Source organism: Streptomyces sp. NPDC048516 (genome assembly GCF_043199875.1).
In the GTDB taxonomy this organism is placed as follows: Bacteria; Actinomycetota; Actinomycetes; order Streptomycetales; family Streptomycetaceae; genus Streptomyces.
Window position 1 is genome coordinate 131,890 of record NZ_JBICWS010000013.1, and the last position, 18,546, is coordinate 150,435.

The following is an 18,546-nucleotide window of genomic DNA, read 5'->3' on the forward strand; positions in this document are numbered from 1 at the left end:
GGCCGGTCATTCGACAGGAGATGGCTTACGGGGCGTCGAGAGCGACCAGCCCCGCCAGGGCCTCCCGGTGCCGCCCCGGCGATCCCAGGGCGAGCTCATCGCTCTTGGCCCGCTTGAGGAACAGATGGGCCGGGTGTTCCCAGGTCATACCGATGCCGCCGTGCAGCTGGATGCACTCCTGGGCGGCGCGCACCGCCACTGGCGCGCAGTACGCCTGGGCCACGGCCACCGCCACCGGAGCATCGGCGCTGCCGGTGGCCAGTGCGTCCGCGGCATTGCGGGCGGCGGCACGGGCCGACGCCACCTCCAGCCAGAGCGCGGCCATCCGGTGCTTGAGCGCCTGGAACGAGCCTACGGGGCGGCCGAACTGGGTGCGCTCGGCGGTGTGGCGCACGGTTTCGGCCAGGCACCACTCGGCGACGCCCAGTTGTTCCGAGGCCAGCAGCCCGGCACCGGTGAGCAGGGCGCCTGCGACGGCGGTGCGGGCCCGGTCCCCGGTCGCCAGGAGCCGTCCGTGGGCACCGTCGAAGGTGAGGTGCCCCAGGGGGCGGGTGAGGTCGAGCGGGGTGACGGGATCGGTGCGGACGCCGTCCGCCGCGGCCTCGACCGCGTAGAGGGCCGGGCCGTCGGGGCCCTCGGCCGGGACCAGGAGGAGTGAGGCGCCCGCGGCGTCGGCGACCGAGGTCACCCGGCCGGTCAGGGCACCGTCCGCCGTGGCCCGTACGGCGGGTGTGGCCGGCCCGCCCGGAGCGGTGGGCAGCGGGACGGCGAGCACACCGACGGTGCCGCCCCCGGCGAGCGCGGCGAGCGGCGCGGCCACTGCCTCCTGGCCGTGGTCGCAGCCGAGCAGGGCGGTCACCGCGATGACCGCGCTGGTCAGATACGGGACGGGCGCGACACAGCGGCCGATCTCCTCCAGCACCACGGCGGCCTCGCGGGCGCTCGCGCCCGCTCCGCCGAGCTTTTCGGGCACCAGCAGCCCCGCGGCGCCGATGTCCGTGGCGAGCGCCCGCCACAGGCCGGTGTCGTAGGGGGCCTTCGACTCCAGGCCGGCGAGCACGGTGGCCGGATCGCTGCGGTCGGCGAACAGCGACCGCACGGCATCGCGCAGCGCGTCCTCCTCCTGGGAGTAGAGGAGGTCGGGGTCGGGCGCCGGGGTGCCGGTCAGGGGTGTCCCGTCGTTCATCGGGGGAGGTCCTTCCACGCGACGTCCTTGTCGGTGCGCGGCTCGGGCGGCAGCCCCAGCACACGTTCGGCGACGATGTTGAGCAGCACTTCCGAGGTGCCTCCTTCGATGGAGTTGCCCTTGGCGCGCAGATAGCGGTAGCCGGCCTCGCGGCCGGTGAAGTCGACCCCGTCGGGGCGGCGCATCGTCCAGTCGTCGTAGGTCAGCCCGTCCTCGGCGAGGAATTCCACCTCCCAGCCGCTGATCTCCTGGGCGAGCCGGGCGAAGGCCAGCTTCATTCCGCTGCCCTCGGGGCCGGGCTGGCCCTTGGTCAGCTGCTGGCGCAGCCGTTCGCCCGTAAGCCGGGCGACCTCGGCCTCGACCCACAGCGTCAGCAGCCGCTGGTGCAGATCGTGGGTGCGCAGGGCGGGCCGCGCGCGCCAGTCGGCGGCGGCCACGCCGATCATGCCGCCCTCGCGGGGGATGCGGGAGCCGCCGATGGCGACCCGCTCGTTCATCAGCGTGGTCTGGGCGACCTTCCAGCCCTCGCCGACCTCGCCGAGGCGGTGGGCGTCGGGAATGCGGACGCCGGTGAGGAAGACCTCGTTGAACTCGGCCTCGCCGGTGATCTGCCGCAGCGGACGCACCTCGACCCCGGGGTCGGTCATGTCGCAGATGAAGTAGCTGATGCCGCGGTGCTTGGGCAGGCCGGGGTCGGTGCGGGCGATCAGGATCGCCCAGCGGGCCAGGTGGGCGCTGGAGGTCCAGACCTTCTGGCCGTCCACGATCCAGTCGCCCGGGCTCCCGGCGTCGCCCCCGCCGTCCCGGACCGCGCGGGTCGCCAGGGCCGCGAGGTCGGAGCCGGCGCCGGGCTCGCTGAACAGCTGGCACCACACCTCCTCGCCGGTCCACAGCGGGCGCAGCAGACGCCTCTTCTGCTCGTCGGTGCCGAAGCGCAGGATGGTGGGCGCGGCCATGCCGAGGCCGATGCCGATGCGGCCGGGGTCGTTGTCGGGGGCGCCGGCGGCCGCCAGCTCCGCGTCCACGACCGCCTGCAGGGAGCGTGGCGCGTCCAGCCCGCCAAGGCCCTCGGGGTAGTGGACCCAGGCCAGTCCGGCGTCGAAGCGGGCGCGCAGGAAGTCCAGCCGTCCGGTCCCGGCGGGCGGGTGTGCGGCAAGCAGCTCGGCGGTGCGCCGGCGCAGGTCTTCGGCGTCGGTCATCGGGTCTCCTCGGACGCGGGCAGGATGACGAGCCGGCCGGTGGACGTACCGTCGGCGACCCGCTGGACGGCTTCGGCGGCGTCCTCCAGGAGGAACCTGCCGCCGATGAGCGGCTTGACGGCGCCCTGCGCGGCGAGCTTGGCCAGCTCCTCGTGGCAGGCGTCGACCGCGGCCGGGTCCTTGGTGTTGTAGAGGCCCCAGTGCAGGCCCAGGATCGCGTAGTTCTTCACCAGCGCGTGGTTGAGGGCCGGGGTGGGGATGGCGCCGCCGGCGAAGCCGACGACGATGATCCGGCCCTCGAAGGCGATGCACTTGACGGACTTGGCGTAGGCCTCGCCGCCCACCGGGTCGTAGACCACATCCGCGCCGCGGCCGCCGGTGGCTTCCTTCACGGCGCCGATGATGTCGTCGTGGCGCCGGTCGAGGACGACATCGCAGCCCAGCTCGCGGGCGGTGCGGGCCTTGTCCTCGCCGCCCACGACACCGATGACCCGCGCGCCGGCGGCCTTGCCGAGCTGTACCGCGGCGCTGCCGACGCCCCCGGCGGCGGCGTGCACGAGCAGGGTCTCGCCCGCCTGGAGCCGGGCCCGGCGGTGCAGCCCGAACCAGCCGGTCTGGTAGCCGATGTGCAGTGCGGCGGCCTCGGCGTCGTCCAGCGCCTCGGGGGCCGGGCGGACCGCCGCCGCGTCGACGACGGCGAGTTCGGCGAAGCCGCCGTCGGGCAGCGGCGGCTGGGCCAGCACCCGCGTCCCCACCTCACCGGTCGCCCCCTCCCCCGCGGCGATCACCTCGCCGCAGATCTCCACGCCGGGGGTGAACGGCAGCGGCGGCCGGACCTGGTACTGGCCGCGGCACAGCAGGGCGTCGGGGAAGTTGACGTTGGCGGCCCGCACCCGCAGCAGCAGCTGACCCGGCCCCGGCTGCGGGTCCGGCACCTCCTCCAGCCGCATCACTTCACGCGGCTCGCCGTTCGCGTGTACGCGCCATGCCTTCACCTGGTGCCTCCACAGACCTTGGATACGCGGGTGGGGCGGAGGGCGCGCCGGCGCCCTCGCCAGCGACATACTAAGCGGTCGGTATCCTCCTGGGAACAGTCTCCGCCACATCGCGGCGACGGTCCCCGGCGCCCCCGGTGCCTCCCCCGGCATGCCGACGTTTCCGGGCAGCGCAGGGCTCGACGGCCCGAGGCGGCCTGCGGCCACCCGCCTCCTCGCCGCGGCGCTGGGGCGCGGGGGCAGGCCGGTCCGCCCGGGCCCGGCACACGAAGAGGCTCAGCTCCGACCGGGCCCGGCGCCCGAGGAAGCTCAGGTCCGCCCGGCCCGCTGCTGGGCGTCGCGCAGGGTCTCGGACGGGGTGGCCCACCGGGCGCGTACCACCGGGAAGCCGGCCTTCTCGCAGGCGTCGCAGACGAGCTCGTCATCGTCGACGACGTGGCGGACCTCGCGGCCGCGGGCGATCCGGCGCAGGATCTCCAGCTTGGTGTGCCGGGCCGGGCGCCGGTCGCTTTCGGGGCGCATCCACAACCGGCCCTCGGGCAGCCCGTGCCGGGCGAGCCAGGCCAGCGTGTCGCGGCGGCAGCGCTCCGGACGGCCGGTCAGATAGACGACCTCGCAGTCCTCGGTGCTGCGCAGGGCCAGGGCCACCCCTTCGGCGAGCGGAGGGTCCTCGGTGGCGGCCGCGAAGAAGGCCTTCCAATCGCGCGGGGTGCGCTGCAGCAGATGCTGCCGGTGCCCGGCGTCGGCGAGCGTGCCGTCCAGGTCGAAGACCGCCAGGGGGCGCGTCGTCATGCCGTTGCCGTCCTCTTCCGCCGCCGCCGTTCGCCGGACCTCTCGGGCCACGTGACCACGATCCGGCCGGAGTCGATTCCCTGCGCGAGGGAGAGGCGATCGTACGCGATCTCGGCGCAGGTCGCGGTGTCCATCCGCAGCCGGACATCGGGGCGCTCGGCGGGACCTTCCGCATAGCCGGGACCGCCGTCCGCGGAGCCGGACCCGCCGTCCGGACCGCCGCGACGCGGGCCGCCGGCCCCCGCTCCCCCGCCCCCGAGGACGACATGGAACTCGCCCTCGTCGAGGGCGATACCGACCACCTCGACGCCCTCCGCGAAGTGCCGGGCGAGCCGGGCGACCAGGGGCACCGCGAACCAGTGGGCCCGCACCGCGTCCGTCGGGCGCTTCTCGTCGAGGGCGGGAGCGCCCCAGTCGGCGAGGGCGGTCAGCGCGGGCAGCAGCGCGCGGCCGCGGAGGGTGAGTTCGTAGACGAAGGCGGCGCCGGGCGGGGCGAGCCGGCGGCGGGTGACCAGGCCGTCCCGCTCCATGTCCTTGAGGCGGGAGGCGAGCATGTCGGTGCTGACGCCCGGCAGATCGGCGTGCAGATCGGTGTAGCGCCGGGAGCCGCCCAGCAGCTCCCGGACGATCAGGAGCGTCCAGCGGTCGCCCACGGCGTCCAGGGCTCGGGCAACGGCGCAGTACTGGTCATAACTTCGGCGCGGCATGACACCCAGCATAGACAGAGGTTGGACTTTCCAAGTCCCCACTTGGTAAAACCAAGTACGGTGTATCGAAGTGCTGCCGCGCCGCGCGGTGAGCGAGGGACCGGGAGGCCACCGCATGCAGTTCAAGCAGTCCAGCAAGATGGCCGACGTCTGCTACGAGATCCGCGGGCCGGTGATCGAGCACGCGGACGCACTGGAGGAGGCCGGCCACAGCGTGCTGCGGCTGAACACCGGAAATCCGGCGCTGTTCGGCTTCGAGTGCCCGGACGAGATCCTGCAGGACATGGTGCGCAACCTCTCCCGCGCGCACGGCTACACGGAGTCCCAGGGCATCCTCTCCGCCCGCCGCGCGGTGGCCCAGCGCTACCAGCGAAGCGGGCTGCCGGACGTCGACGTGGACGACGTCTACCTCGGCAACGGCGTCTCCGAACTCGTCTCGATGGCGGTGCAGGCGCTGCTCGACGACGGCGACGAAGTCCTCATCCCGGCCCCCGACTTCCCGCTGTGGACGGCGGTCACCACCCTCGCGGGCGGCAAGGCCGTGCACTACCTCTGCGACGAGTCGGCGGACTGGCTGCCGGACCTCGACGACCTCGCCTCGAAGATCACCGACCGGACCCGGGCCCTGGTCATCATCAACCCGAACAACCCGACCGGCGCGGTCTACCCCCGTGAGCTGCTGGAGGGCATGCTCGACCTCGCCCGCCGCCACGGCCTGATGGTCTTCGCCGATGAGATCTACGACCGGATCCTGTACGACGGCGAGGTCCACCACCACGCCGCGGTGCTCGCCCCCGACCTGGTCTGCCTCACCTTCAGCGGGCTGTCCAAGTCCTACCGCGTGGCCGGCTTCCGCTCCGGCTGGCTGGTGGTCTCCGGCCCCAAGCAGCACGCCGCCGACTACCTGGAGGGCCTGGGCACCCTCGCGTCCATGCGGCTGTGCCCGAACGCGCCCGCCCAGTACGCCATCCAGGCCGCACTCGGCGGACGGCAGAGCATCGAGGACCTGGTACTGCCGGGCGGCCGGCTGCGCGAGCAGCGCGACCGGGCCTGGGAGCGGCTGAACGAGATCCCGGGCGTCTCCTGCGTCAAGCCCAAGGGCGCGCTCTACGCCTTCCCCCGCCTCGATCCCGCCGTCCACAAGATCCACGACGACGAGAAGTTCGTCCTCGACCTCCTTCTGCGGGAGAAGATCCAGGTCGTCCAGGGAACCGGTTTCAACTGGCCCTACCCCGACCACTTCCGCATCCTCACCCTCCCGCACGCCGATGACCTCGACGCCGCGATCAGCCGGATCGGGCGCTTCCTGGCGGGCTATCGCCAGTGACAGCGGGCCGTGGCCGGTGACACCGGGCGGCGGACGTGCCGGACCGCCGTCACGGCAGAACACCCCCCTCCCGGCACTCACTCGAACGGCCGTACGCCCCTGGCGCCCCCGTCCTGCGTCCGCCGGTCCGGTCACCGGCCGCCGCGGCGGGCCAGGAGGCCGCCCTGGCGCCGGGAGGGCGCCGCGGCTCCGTCCGGGGGTCTCCCGGCCCGGACGACCCGCTCGCCCCGTGAAAGCCCGTCCCGCCGACCGCGGCGCGAACGCGCCCTTGAGCGCATCGCCCGCAGCGGATTAGGTGGAGGGCGGCAATCCTGCCGCCACCCCACCAGGGAGAGGGATTCCATGCCCGTACGGCCTGCGGAAACAGAAGCGGAGCTGGAAGCTCACCTGCGCGGAATATGCTTCAAGACGGGGCCGCCGCGCCGCATCGGCGTCGAGATCGAATGGCTGGTCCACGACGCGCGCAACCCCCGATGTCCCATCGAACCTGCCCGGCTGCACAGCGCGGCAACGACGTTGCGCGCCCTTCCCCTCAGCTCCCTGCTGACCTTCGAGCCCGGCGGCCAGCTGGAGCTCAGCTCACTCCCCGCCCGCACCCTCAGCGAGTGCATCGAGGCGGTCACCGCCGATCTCGCGCTGGTCCGCCCCGCCATGCTGGCCATGGGCCTGGGCATGGCCGGCCACGGTCACAATCCGTGGCACCGCCCGCAGCGGGTGCTGACCGAGCCGCGCTACGACGCCATGGAGACGTACTTCGACCGCTGGGGCTCCGCCGGGCGGTCCATGATGTGCGCCACCGCGTCCGTGCAGGTGTGTGTGGACGCCGGCTACGAGGAGCCGGGGCCGCTCGGGCACGGCCGGCGCTGGCTGCTGGCGCATCTGCTGGGCGCGGTGCTGGCCGCGGCCTTCGCCAATTCGCCCACCAGCGAGGGCTGCCCGACCGGCTACCGCACCACCCGCCAGGTCGTCTGGTCGCAGCTCGACCCGGGCCGTACGCTCGCCCCGCCGCAGGGGGCCGACCCGCGCACCGCCTGGGTGGCGTATGTCCTGGACGCTCCGGTGATGTGCATCCGCGCCGAGGACGGGCCCTGGGACGCGCCGGAGGGGCTCACCTTCCGCGAGTGGATCCGTACCGGCGTGCCCAGACCGCCCACCCGGGAGGATCTGGACTACCACCTCACCACCCTCTTCCCGCCGGTACGGCCGCGCGGCCATCTGGAACTGCGGATGATCGACGCGCAGTCGGGCGACGCCGGGTGGGTCGTACCGCTGGCCGTCACGGCCGCGCTGTTCGACGACCCGGAGGCCGCGGAGCGGGCGTACCGCATCGTCAAACCCCTTGCGGAGACGGCGGGCTCCCGGCCGGCCCCGCGCAATCCGCTGTGGCGGCGCGCCGCCCGCGCGGCGTTGACCGACCCGGAACTGCACGCGGCGGCGGTGGCCTGTTTCGCCGCCGCGCAGGAAGCCCTGCCACGGCTCGGAGCCTCCCCCGAGGTGCTGGCGGCGGTCGCGGAGTTCACCGAACGGTATGTGGCACGCGGCCGCTGCCCCGCGGACGATCATCTCGACGCCCTGTACGCCGCGGAGGGCGATCTCATCGTTGGGAAGGACAGCCAGTGACCCTCGATCCCGAGCTCCTTCGTGAGCGCGCGGCCTCGGCGCTGCTCGCCGCCCGTGACCGCACCCGCCTGCTGACCACCTGTGTCGAGGATCCCGACCTCATCGCGCAGCACTCCCCGCTGATGTCCCCGCTGGTGTGGGACCTGGCGCACATAGGCAACCAGGAGGAGCAGTGGCTGCTGCGCACGGTGGGCGGCCGGGACGCGCTGCGCCCGGACATCGACTCCGTCTACGACGCCTTCGAACACCCCCGTGCCCGGCGCCCCTCGCTTCCGCTGCTCGCGCCCGACGAGGCGCACGGCTATGTCGCCGAGGTCCGCGGCCGGGTGCTGGACATCCTGGAGCGCGCCGAGCTGCACGGTGGTCCGCTGCTCGACTCCGGCTTCGCCTTCGGCATGATCGCGCAGCATGAGCAGCAGCACGACGAGACCATGCTCATCACACACCAGCTCCGCCGCGGCCCGGCCGTCCTCACCGCGCCCGAGCCACCGCCCGCCCCCGACGACATCTTTCCCGCTGAAGTCCTCGTGCCCGGCGGGCCGTTCTCCATGGGCACCTCCACCGAGCCCTGGGCGCTGGACAACGAGCGGCCCGCACACCACCGGCTGGTGCCCTCCTTCCTGATCGACACCACCCCCGTCAGCAACGGCGCCTACCAGCGGTTCATCGAGGCCGGCGGCTACGAGGAGCCGCGTTGGTGGGCGGCGGAGGGCTGGGCCCAGGTGCAGGAGCACTCGCTGCGGGCACCGCTGTTCTGGAAGCGCGACGGGGGCCAGTGGCTGCGCCGGAGGTTCGGGGTGACCGAGCCGGTGCCGCCGGACGAGCCCGTGCTGCATGTGAGCTGGTACGAGGCGGACGCCTATGCGCGCTGGGCAGGCCGGCGGCTGCCGACCGAGGCCGAGTGGGAGAAGGCCGCCCGGCACGATCCGGCGAGCGGGCGGGCCAGGCGCTACCCCTGGGGCGACGAGGACCCCACACCGGCGCATGCCAACCTCGGCCAGCGGCATCTGCGGCCGGCGCCCATCGGCAGCTACCCGGAGGGCGGGTCGCCGCTCGGCGTACGCCAGCTGATCGGCGATGTGTGGGAGTGGACGGCGAGCGACTTCCTGCCGTATCCGGGCTTCGCCGCCTTCCCCTACCGGGAGTACTCGGAGGTGTTCTTCGGCGACGAGTACAAGGTGCTGCGCGGCGGCTCGTTCGCCGTCGACCCGGTCGCCTGCCGGGGCACCTTCCGCAACTGGGACCTGCCGGTCCGCCGGCAGATCTTCTCCGGGTTCCGTACCGCCCGGGACGCCGACCCGGCGGCGGACGCATGACGGCCGCTGCGCTGCCGACCCGGGAGGCCGGTGCCTGATGTGCCGACACCTCGCTTATCTGGGACCGGAGATCCCCTTCGGGGAGATGGTGCTGGCCCCGCCGCACAGCCTCCTCCGGCAGTCGTGGGAACCGCGCCGGCAGCGGTACGGGACGGTCAACGCCGACGGGTTCGGCGTCGGCTGGTACGCGGCGGGCGACCCGGTGCCCGCCCGCTACCGGCGGGCCGGGCCGATCTGGGGCGACGATCTGCTGCCCGACCTGGGGCGGGTGGTGCGCACCGGCGCGCTGCTGGCCGCGGTGCGCGACGCCACCGTGGCCGGTGCGGACGCCGAGGCCGCGGCCGCGCCGTACGCCGAGGGGCGCTATCTGTTCAGCCACAACGGCGCGGTGTCCGGCTGGCCGAACTCGCTCGCCCCGCTGGCGGCCGAGCTGCCGCCGGGAGAGCTGCTGCGGCTGCCGGCCCGCTGCGATGCGGCGTTCCTGTGGGCGCTGGTCCGCCACCGGCTGGCCCGCGGCGACGAACTCGGCGAGGCGCTGGCCGGGACGGTGGCTGCGGTCGCCGCGGCCGCGCCCGCTTCCCGGCTCAACCTGCTGCTGACCGACGGCACCGCCATCGCCGCCACCACCTGGGGCGACACGCTGTGCCACCTGGCCGTTCCCCGAGGCGGCACGGTGGTCGCCTCCGAACCGTACGACGATTCCCCCCACTGGAGAGAGGTCCCGGACCGCACCCTGCTGCGCGCCACCGGGACCGAGGTCCACCTCACCCCGCTCAAGGAGCCCGCCACGTGAGCCCGCTCAGCATCACCCGCACCCTCCCTGCCGACGCCACCGCTGCCGCGCTGCGCGCCGATGTCACCCAGGGCCTGTCCCGTACCCCCAAACAGCTGCCGCCCAAGTGGTTCTACGACGCCCGCGGGAGCGAGCTGTTCGAGGACATCACCAAGCTGCCCGACTACTACCCGACCCGCGCCGAGCGGGAGATCCTGCTCACCCGTGCCGATCACATCGCCGCGGCCACCGGGGCCCGCACCCTGATCGAGCTGGGGTCGGGCTCGTCCGACAAGACCCGCCATCTCCTGGGCGCGCTGACCGGACTGCACTCCTACGTGCCCATCGACGTCAGCGAATCCGCGCTGGCCGTGGCGGGTGAGACGCTGCTCGCCGAGCATCCCGGGCTCACCGTCCATGCCCTGGTCGCCGACTTCCAGCAGGGCATCGAACTCCCCGACACCCCCGGCCCGCGGCTGCTCGCCTTCCTCGGCGGCACCATCGGCAATCTGCTCCCCGAGGAGCGCGCCGCGTTCCTGCGCTCCGTGCACGCCATGCTCTCCCCGGGCGATGCGCTGCTGCTCGGCACCGACCTGGTCAAGGACGAGGCCACGCTCGTCGCCGCCTACGACGACCCGCAGGGCGTGACGGCCGCGTTCAACAAGAACGTCCTGGAGGTCATCAACCGCGAACTGGGCGGCGACTTCGACCCGGCGGACTTCGAGCATGTCGCCCTGTGGAACACCGAGCGCGAGTGGATCGAGATGCGCCTGCGGGCCCGTAAGGACCTGACCGTCAAGATTCCCGGGGTGGATCTGGCGGTGAGCTTCACCGCGGGCGAGGATCTGCGGACCGAGGTCTCGGCCAAGTTCCGCCAGGAAGGCGTACGGGCCGAACTCGCGGCGGCCGGACTGAAGTTGAGCAGCTGGTGGACGGACAGCACGGACCGCTTCGCGCTGTCGCTGTCCTTCCGCGTCTGATTTCCGCCCCTTCCCGGCCGGTGTGACCCTCGGGTCCGCCGGCCGGGTGCCGCTCGTACGCTCCCTGTGGTTCGATGCCCCGTCACCGGTGCGCTCCGGGCTGCCGCCGCGCACCCACGCAGACTCGACGGACAGGGGAAGCGGCATGGGGCTGGGACTGGATCGACGGGGTTTCCTCCGGGGCGCGGCCGGGCTGTCGGCCGCCGGAGTGCTGGCGGGTGCCGGCAGCGGGCAGTACACGGCGAACGCGGCCCAGCGCCGGGCGCCCCGGCTGTCCGTGCAGGACTGGATGTCGGCGCTCGGCGACGCCACCCCCGTCCAGCGGCTGACGATCCCCGGCACCCATGACTCGGGTGCCCGGGTGGGCGGCCCCTGGGTCGCCTGCCAGAACACCCCCGTCGACGCCCAGCTCGACAGCGGCATCCGCTTCCTGGACGTCCGCTGCCGGGCCGTCGACAACGTCTTCGCCATCCATCACGGCGCCTTCTACCAGGAGTTGATGTTCGGTGATGTGCTCAACGCCTGCCGGGCGTTCCTGCAGGCGCATCCCTCCGAGACGGTGCTGATGCGGGTCAAGCAGGAGTACTCGGAGGTCAGCGCGGAGGACTTCCGCCGGATCTTCGGCATCTACCTGGACGACAAGGGCTACCGGTCGCTGTTCCGGCTGGACGCCGGGCTGCCGGCGCTGGGCCAGGCCCGCGGCCGGGTGGTCCTGCTGGCGGACTCCGACGGCCTGGGCGGCGTCCGTTACGCCGATCCACAGCTGTTCGACATCCAGGACGACTACATGGCGGAGCCGTTCGGCAAGTACCCCAAGATCGAGGCCCAGTTCCGCAAGGCCGTCACCCAGCCCGGCAAGCTCTTCGTCAATTACGTCAGCACCGCCGCGCTGCTTCCGCCCCGCTCCAACGCGGACCGTCTCAACCCGCAGGTCAAGCGGCTGCTGGAGGGCCCGGAAGGCAGCGGCTGGGCGGGCCTGGGCATCGTCCCGATGGACTTCCCGAACGAGGCCGGCCTGGCGGAAACGCTGATCCGGCACCAGCTCGCGGGGCAGGGGGTGCGGCTCGCGGCGTGAGCGGGTCAGCCGTCGGACACGCGCGGGACGGGGCGCCGCCAAGGCTGCGGACCGGGCCCGGGCGGGGCGCTGCGCGCGTCACCCGACCGGCCCAGCGAGGCCGGTTCCGGCGGCGCGGCCGGCTGACCCGGCACGCCCGGCCCGCAGGGCCCCTCGGAGGGCGGGTGCGCCGGGGTTCCGATGCCGGTTTCTGTCCGTGATCTTCGCTGCCTGAGCGGAAAGTTGCGCCAACTGACCGAACCACGGCACGCGTCCCTGCATCAGACTGGGTGAAATGTCTGGTTCCGGTGTCACCCCAGCATCCGACGGGGTAATACCGGCTGATGCGGCGAGGCGGCTGCTGGTGGAGACGAGCGCACGCGGGACCGAGCCGGCGGACAGCGCCGGCGGGGCGGACCGGCACGCCGGGGCACCGGCGGCCGAGGACTGCCTCGGTCCCGGCGGCCCGGCCTGCACGGGCCGCGGCCGGGCCGGCGTTCCACTGCGGGCGACCCTGGCGCTCGGGGTGCTGACCGTGGTCGTGGGCAGCACCGCGCTGGCCCTGGGGCCCCCGTCGCGCGATCCGTTCCTCGCCGCCGGGGACACCGCCACCGGCTCCTATCTCGCGACCCGGGCCGACGGCGAGCAGGCCGCCGCCGCGGTGCTCGCCGGCCCCTACGAGGAGCGGCCGGGACCGCCGGTGACGGCCCGGTACGGCGATGGGACCGCGGCCCCGCGGGCACCGGTCCCGCTGACGGCGTCCCGGCCCCTGCGGGCGGCCCCGGCCGCGCCCGCACCGGCGATCGGTGCGCTCTTCTCCCCCGGCGACGACGGCGCCCCGGTCCACCACTGCACGGCCGGCGTGGTGCACGCCCCCGGGGGTGACCTCATCGTCACCGCGGCGCACTGTGTGCACGACGGCGGCTTCCGTACCCGGCTGGTGTTCGCGCCCGGCCTGCACGACGGGATCGCGCCCTACGGACTGTGGGTGCCCACCCGGATTCATGTCGACCCGCGCTGGATCAGCGACCGGGACCCCGACCACGACGTGGCGTTCCTGCGGGTGCGCCGGGCAGGGCGGCCCGGCGGCCGGATCGAGGACGTCACCGGCGCCGAACGGATCCGGTTCGGCGCACCGGCCGGGCGCCCGGCGCAGCTGACCGGTTACCCCGAGGACCAGGACTCCCCGGTCAGCTGCCGGCACACGGCGGACGCCCAAGGTCCGACCCAACTCCGGTTCATCTGCCCGGGTTTCCCGAACGGGACGAGCGGCGGGCCGATGCTCACCGACCTCGACCCGGCCACCGGCACCGGGTCTCTGATCGGCGTGATAGGAGGTCTCGACGAGGGCGGTGACGACTTCGTCTCGTACAGCAGCCGGTTCGGCGCGGACGTGGCCGCGCTCTACCGGCGGGCGACCACGGAGCCGGACCCGCGGGCCGCCCAGCCCGGCGCCCGGGCCGCCGCGTCCGGTGTCATGCCCCGCGCGGCACCACGGTCTTGAGGACGGACGGCAGCGGGTACCAGTCGGCGGTGGCGAAGCTGGCGTGTGCCGCGGCGAGTTGCCGGACCCGGGCCAGTGCCTGCGCCTCGGTCGGGTGGGTGCCGTCGATGACCGGCGGCACGTTGTGGGCGTCGGTCATGATGAGCAGGTAGTTGCGGGTGTCGTACCAGGAGGTGTCGATACTGCCGTTCAGATACGTCGCGGCGTCGCCGTCGAAGACCACGAACCAGGGACGCAGCGCCGGGTCGGTGTAGCGCTCACGGGGGTCGCCGGGCGCGGCCCCGTGCACCGCGGGGAACGCCGTCGACTGCGCCAGCTTCCCCTGCGCCGCAAGATCCTTGAGGTGGCCGGCGTACTCGACGTCCGTCCACAGCTTGTCGAACGGGTTCTTCTCCTCGACCGTGCCGGGTATCAGCTCGAACAGGAACTTGCCCGCCAGGTCGGCCCGGGAGGGCCAGCCGCCGGCCCGCACGGCTTCGTCGGCGGTGGCGTGCCGGCCGGTGAGGTCTCCGGGGCCGTAGACCGCATCGCCCAGCTTCTGCCGAACCAGCGCATCGAACTCGGCGGGCCCGCGGCCGCCCTTGGCGTTGAAGCCGTCCTTCATCTCGACCTTGAGCAGGATCGGGCGGTGTCCTGGGTGGGCGTCGTGCCAGGCCTTCATGTCGGCCAGGCAGCCGGCGAAGTCCTGATCGCGGTTCTTGGTGCGCAGTTCCGAGGCGTTCGCGGCGCCTTCGCAGTTGCTGTTGTTCCCGAGCGGGTTGCTGTGCGAGACCCGCCAGGACCGGCCCAGCCCGTTGGACCAGAGGTCGAGTTCGAGCAGTGCGGCGCCGGAGTCCAGGGCGTCCGCGAAGTAGTGGTACTTCTCCTTGTCATAAGCGTTGTGGACGCCCACGGACGTGCTGGTGCCGTATGTCGTGGCGGTCGGCTCGGCGACCGCAGGTCCGCTCACCGCGACCACTGCCGCCGCCGCGACGGCTACCGTTCCCACACACCGCTTCCCGTTCATGTGCCCCGCTTTCCTCTAGGTCTTCGGCCGCCGGCACTGCTCCCGAACGCCCCTTCGACCGGCGCGTCCCCCGGTCGACCGGGGAGCAGCGTACGGGAGTTCGACGGATGAGGGACCATAAGGGTCTCGACAGACAAGGAAACAGCAGATGACAGGAACCGCCGTGGAGGGCGCATGACCGACAGACACCCCACCGAACTCGCACCACGTACCGGATTGCCGCTCGCCGCGGCCGTGCTCACCGGGACGGTCGCGCTCTACATCTCACTCGTCGCCTTCGGCAACATCACCGACTTCGACACGAACCGGGACTTCGTCCGCCATGTGCTGGCCATGGACACCACGTTCAAGGACCCGGACCTGATGTGGCGGGCCCTCACCTCGCAGGGGCTGCAGGACGCCGCGTATCTGGGGATCATCGTCTGGGAGACGGTGGCCGCGGTGGTGCTGCTCGCGGCCACCGCGCTGTGGGTCGTCGGCGCCCGGCGCGGCAGCATCGTCCGGGCCCGGCGGATGAGCACGTTCGGGCTGCTGATGATGGTGCTGCTGTTCGGGGTGGGCTTCCTCGCGATAGGCGGCGAGTGGTTCGCGATGTGGCAGTCCAAGCAGTGGAACGGGCTGGAGGCCGCGACCCGCAACTTCACGGTCGCCGGGATCGCGCTGGTGGTGGTCCATCTGCCGGGTGCGGCCGGGAAACAGGGAAGCGGGGAGTAGCGGGCACCCCGGCCCACCGCTCCCCGCCACGCCCTCTTGCCCCCACCCCGCGGCCCCGGCGGGCCGGAAGATCCGGCCCGCCGGGTGATCCGGCCCGGCGGGTGATCCGGCCCGGCGGGTGATCCGGCCCGCCGGGAGCAGAGCCCCGGGCCTCAGCCCGCCGCGTACACGTCCTCGATGTAGCGGCCTGAGGCGGTCAGTTCGCGCAGCCAGGCCTCGGACTCCTGGGGCGAGGCGCCGGTGCTCGCGGCGTGCAGCTCGCGGAAGGCGGCCCGTACGCCCGGTGCCATCCGGTTGCCGTCACCGCAGACGTACACCCGCGCGCCGGACTGCAGCAGCTCCCACACCTCGGCCCCCTCGGCGGCGATCCGGTGCTGGACGAAGCGGTGGCCCCGCTCGGGACGCTCGCTGAAGACGGGGCGCATCGAGAGGACACCGGCGGCCTCGGCGGCGGCGAACTCCGCGGCGTGCAGGAAGTCCCCTTCCGGGTCGTCGCAGCCGAAGTAGAGCCGGGCGGGGGCCTTCTGGCCCGCGGCGAGGCGGTCGGCGACGGCGCCGCGGAACGGCGCGAGACCGGTACCCGCCGCGATGAGGATGACAGGGGTGTCATCGTCCGCATCGAGGCGGAAGGCCTCGCGGCAGGGCTGGACACGGGCCAGGACGGTGTCGCCGGGCCGCAGGGCGTGCAGATGGGTCGAGCCGGTACCGCCGGGCAGCAGCGAGACCATCAGATCGGCGTGCCGGGGGTCGGCGGCGGGTGAGGACGACAGGGAGTAGTGCCGGATGCGCAGGGCCGGCAGCAGCTCCAGGACCGTCGGCCAGGGCAGCGCGCCGCGCAGCGCCGGGTGGGCCTCGATCAGGTCGATCACGCTGCGCGGATCGTCCTCGGCAAGGTTCTCCAGGGCGTGGCGCTCGGGCGGGCAGGGGTTGAGCGCGGCGAGCACGGCTACCTGCTCCGGTGTGGGCCGCATGCCCAGCTCAAGGTGGTGGGTGAGCAGTTCGCGCACCGTCAGGGGCCGGTCGACGGGCAGGGTGTCGCGGCTCGGGCGGCGGCCGGAGTACAGGGCGAGGACGGTGTCCGGGTCGGCGCCGAGGGCGTGAGCGGCCCGTTCGACGGCGGCCGGGGCGTTGGCCGGCAGCACGGCGAGGTGGTCGGCGGTGCGGTAGCCGACGCCGTCCGGCAGGGCGATCCGCAGGAAGCGCTTGGGCCGCGGCCAGCCCTCGGCGGTCAGGTCGCGGGCCTCGGTGACGGTCATCGGGACGAGGTCGTGGCGGGCGGCGAGCGCGTCCAGCGGGCCGCCGGTGATCTCGGTGACGGTGTAGCCGGTGTCCTCGGCGTCCGGTGCGCTCGCGCCGATGCTCGCCGGGTCGCCGTAGCGCGTCAGCAGCCGGGTGCGCAGCGCCGCGGTGAACTCCTTGACGGTGCCGCCCAAGTCGCCGGAGGCATCCGCCTCGGCCCGCGGCAGCAGCCGGTCGCCGCCGAGCGCGTCGAGCCGGTCGTCGATGAGGGTCGGTATGTGCTGGTAGGTGGCGGCCCAGTTGCGGTCGCCGACGCCGAGGACGGCGAACGGGATACCCGTGGCGGCGCCGTCCTGCGCGGTGTTCAGCCAGCTCACGAAGGCGGCCGCGTCGTCGGTGGGCCGGCCGTTGTAGGAGGCGGCGACGATGACGACGGGCCGGTCGGCGGGCAGCGCACCGGCGTATGCGTCCAGCGGCGCCACGTCGGCGGCGAAGCCGAGCCCGGTGGCCTCGTCGGCGAGCCGTTCGGCGAACTCCCGGCAGGTGCCGTAGTTGCTGCCGTGCAACAGCAGCAGGCCGGTGCCCTGGACGGCGCGGGTGGGCAGCCCGTCGTCGGTCGCGGGGTCGTCCGCGGTGCCGGCGCCGCCGCCGGGGAGCACGGCCAGCGCGGCGCGGACCGCGGCCCGGTCGGCGGGCGTACGGGCGGCCAGGGTGAGGGTGAACTCCTCGGGCTTGAGGGTCAGCGTCTCCTTGATGCGCAGCCGGTAGTCGCCGTGGTCGATCAGGCGGTAGCGGTGCGCGAGGAGGGCGAGCAGCATGGTCGCCTCGTGGAGCGCGAACTGCCGCCCGATGCAGGCGCGTTCACCGGTCCCGAACGGCTTGTAGGCATGCGGCGAGCGGGCCGCCTCGGCCTCCGGGCTGAAGCGGGACGGGTCGAACAGCTCGGGGTTGTCGCCCCAGGCGGGGTCGCGGTGCAGCATCGGGGTCAGCACGGTGACCAGCTCCCCCGCCTTCACCGGGTAGCGGCCGCCGAGCAGTGTGTCCTCGCGGGCCTGCCGGGTGAAGGCGGCCGCGGTGGGCCACAGCCGCAGCGCCTCGTTGAGGACCTGGCGGGTGAAGGGCAGCCGGCCGATGTCCTCGAACGAGGGGTCGGGGTCACTCCGGTCGCCCCACAGCTCATCGGCCTCGCGCTGGACCATGCGCAGCGCGAGCGGGTCCTTGAGCAGGTGGTAGAGGGCGAAGGAGAGCGCGCCCGAGGTGGTCTCGTGGCCGGCGATCAGGAAGGTGATGACCTGGTTGCGGATGTTGGCGAGGTCAAGGGCCGGCGTGCCGTCGCCCTGGGCGCCGGCGCCGAGCATCAGGCCCAGCAGGTCGTCGTCCCCGGTCTCGCCGCTCTCCGTCCGGGCGGCGATGACCTCGTCGACGACCGACGCGAGATAGTCGGCGTCGGCCTGGAACGCCGTGTCCGCCGCGGAGTGGTCCGCGCCGGGGTCGCGGGAGAACTTCGTCATGCTCCATTCGAGGCAGCGCACCATCGCCTCGACGAACGGATGCGCGCTGTCACCGCGGGAGAACGACTCGAAGTCGAAGCCGAAGCCGGCGAGCCCGATGGTGTCCAGCGTCATCCGGGTCATGTCCTCGGCGACCTGGACGGGCGTGCCGTCGGCCACCCGCCGGTCCCAGGACGCCATGACCCGGCGGGCCACCTTGAGCATCGCCGGGTGGTAGGTGCGCATCGAGCCGAGCGCGAACGCCGGCATCAGGACCTCGTGTGCCTTGGCCCAGTTCGGCTCGTCGTTGTAAGCGGTGAACAGACCGTCACCGGCGAACTCTCTGACGTTCTCCAGGACGACCGACACGCCCTTGGCGAAGCGGGACTCGTCGGCCACCTCGGTGACCAGGTCCAGCGAGGAGAGGAACAGCGTCTCGCGCTCGCCGAACTTGCGCTTGAAGACCGGGCCGTGAAGCCGGGCGAGGTCCATGGACTGCTGGATGGGCGTGTGGGTGAGCCCGGACGCCGTGAGGTCGGCCACCGGAATGCCGTCATCGGCGGCGCGTTCGTCGCTGTGGAGCGCGATGGTGTCGGTCATGTCTCCAAGCGTGCAGGCCCCCACGTGCAGGTCACGCCCGGACAA

General features: G+C 73.4%; 15 protein-coding genes. 8 read left to right on the plus strand and 7 right to left on the minus strand.

Annotated elements, in window-relative coordinates:
* Positions 1–25: 25 nt before the first annotated feature.
* The 5 genes from ACGFR7_RS24950 to ACGFR7_RS24970 form a co-directional block, all read right to left on the minus strand.
* Complete coding sequence (locus ACGFR7_RS24950; RefSeq protein WP_393323271.1) at positions 26–1,186, minus strand: acyl-CoA dehydrogenase family protein; 1,161 nt, start codon at positions 1,184–1,186, stop codon at positions 26–28.
* Complete coding sequence (locus tag ACGFR7_RS24955) at positions 1,183–2,385, minus strand: acyl-CoA dehydrogenase family protein (RefSeq protein WP_393323273.1); 1,203 nt, start codon at positions 2,383–2,385, stop codon at positions 1,183–1,185. Before ACGFR7_RS24955 ends, ACGFR7_RS24950 begins: the two co-directional genes overlap by 4 nt.
* The gene (locus ACGFR7_RS24960) at positions 2,382–3,380 is read right to left on the minus strand and encodes an NADPH:quinone oxidoreductase family protein (protein ID WP_393323276.1); all 999 of its coding nucleotides are present in this window, start codon (positions 3,378–3,380) and stop codon (positions 2,382–2,384) included. Before ACGFR7_RS24960 ends, ACGFR7_RS24955 begins: the two co-directional genes overlap by 4 nt.
* A 309-nt stretch (positions 3,381–3,689) precedes the next feature.
* Positions 3,690–4,172 (minus strand): hypothetical protein, encoded by a 483-nt coding sequence (locus ACGFR7_RS24965; protein ID WP_393323279.1) that lies wholly within the window; start codon positions 4,170–4,172, stop codon positions 3,690–3,692.
* Positions 4,169–4,879: a winged helix-turn-helix transcriptional regulator gene (locus ACGFR7_RS24970; RefSeq protein ID WP_393323281.1), complete on the minus strand. Its 711-nt coding sequence runs from the start codon at positions 4,877–4,879 to the stop codon at positions 4,169–4,171. The genes ACGFR7_RS24965 and ACGFR7_RS24970 overlap by 4 nt, the downstream gene beginning before the upstream one ends.
* A 115-nt stretch (positions 4,880–4,994) precedes the next feature.
* On the opposite strand from ACGFR7_RS24970, the gene ACGFR7_RS24975 reads away from it, so the two are divergent.
* From ACGFR7_RS24975 to ACGFR7_RS25005, 7 genes are all read left to right on the plus strand, one after another.
* Positions 4,995–6,206, plus strand: a complete 1,212-nt coding sequence (locus ACGFR7_RS24975) for a pyridoxal phosphate-dependent aminotransferase (protein ID WP_393323284.1) — start codon at positions 4,995–4,997, stop codon at positions 6,204–6,206.
* A gap of 342 nt (positions 6,207–6,548) precedes the next feature.
* Entirely contained in the window at positions 6,549–7,826 is a 1,278-nt protein-coding gene (gene egtA, locus ACGFR7_RS24980) for an ergothioneine biosynthesis glutamate--cysteine ligase EgtA (protein WP_393323287.1), read from the plus strand.
* Complete coding sequence (gene egtB, locus ACGFR7_RS24985; RefSeq protein WP_393323289.1) at positions 7,823–9,142, plus strand: ergothioneine biosynthesis protein EgtB; 1,320 nt, start codon at positions 7,823–7,825, stop codon at positions 9,140–9,142. The genes egtA and egtB overlap by 4 nt, the downstream gene beginning before the upstream one ends.
* 37 nt (positions 9,143–9,179) lie before the next feature.
* Positions 9,180–9,935 carry an ergothioneine biosynthesis protein EgtC gene (gene egtC, locus ACGFR7_RS24990; RefSeq protein ID WP_393323292.1) on the plus strand — a complete coding sequence of 252 codons (756 nt, stop codon included), beginning with the start codon at positions 9,180–9,182 and terminating at the stop codon, positions 9,933–9,935.
* Positions 9,932–10,894 (plus strand): L-histidine N(alpha)-methyltransferase, encoded by a 963-nt coding sequence (gene egtD / locus ACGFR7_RS24995; protein ID WP_393323295.1) that lies wholly within the window; start codon positions 9,932–9,934, stop codon positions 10,892–10,894. Before egtC ends, egtD begins: the two co-directional genes overlap by 4 nt.
* A gap of 145 nt (positions 10,895–11,039) precedes the next feature.
* Entirely contained in the window at positions 11,040–11,969 is a 930-nt protein-coding gene (locus ACGFR7_RS25000; protein ID WP_393323298.1) for a phosphatidylinositol-specific phospholipase C, read from the plus strand.
* Between the two features lie 343 nt (positions 11,970–12,312).
* A complete protein-coding gene (locus tag ACGFR7_RS25005) occupies positions 12,313–13,452 on the plus strand; it encodes a trypsin-like serine peptidase (RefSeq protein WP_393323301.1) in 1,140 nt (379 codons plus the stop codon).
* Here the strand turns inward: ACGFR7_RS25005 and ACGFR7_RS25010 are convergent.
* Positions 13,424–14,458 carry a phosphatidylinositol-specific phospholipase C domain-containing protein gene (locus tag ACGFR7_RS25010; protein WP_393323304.1) on the minus strand — a complete coding sequence of 345 codons (1,035 nt, stop codon included), beginning with the start codon at positions 14,456–14,458 and terminating at the stop codon, positions 13,424–13,426. The genes ACGFR7_RS25005 and ACGFR7_RS25010 overlap by 29 nt on opposite strands.
* 174 nt (positions 14,459–14,632) lie before the next feature.
* On the opposite strand from ACGFR7_RS25010, the gene ACGFR7_RS25015 reads away from it, so the two are divergent.
* Entirely contained in the window at positions 14,633–15,172 is a 540-nt protein-coding gene (locus tag ACGFR7_RS25015; protein ID WP_393323307.1) for a DUF2165 domain-containing protein, read from the plus strand.
* Positions 15,173–15,324: 152 nt separating this feature from the next.
* On the opposite strand, the gene ACGFR7_RS25020 is transcribed toward ACGFR7_RS25015, so the two are convergent.
* Positions 15,325–18,501 carry a bifunctional cytochrome P450/NADPH--P450 reductase gene (locus tag ACGFR7_RS25020; protein WP_393323310.1) on the minus strand — a complete coding sequence of 1,059 codons (3,177 nt, stop codon included), beginning with the start codon at positions 18,499–18,501 and terminating at the stop codon, positions 15,325–15,327.
* Positions 18,502–18,546 lie beyond the last annotated feature (45 nt).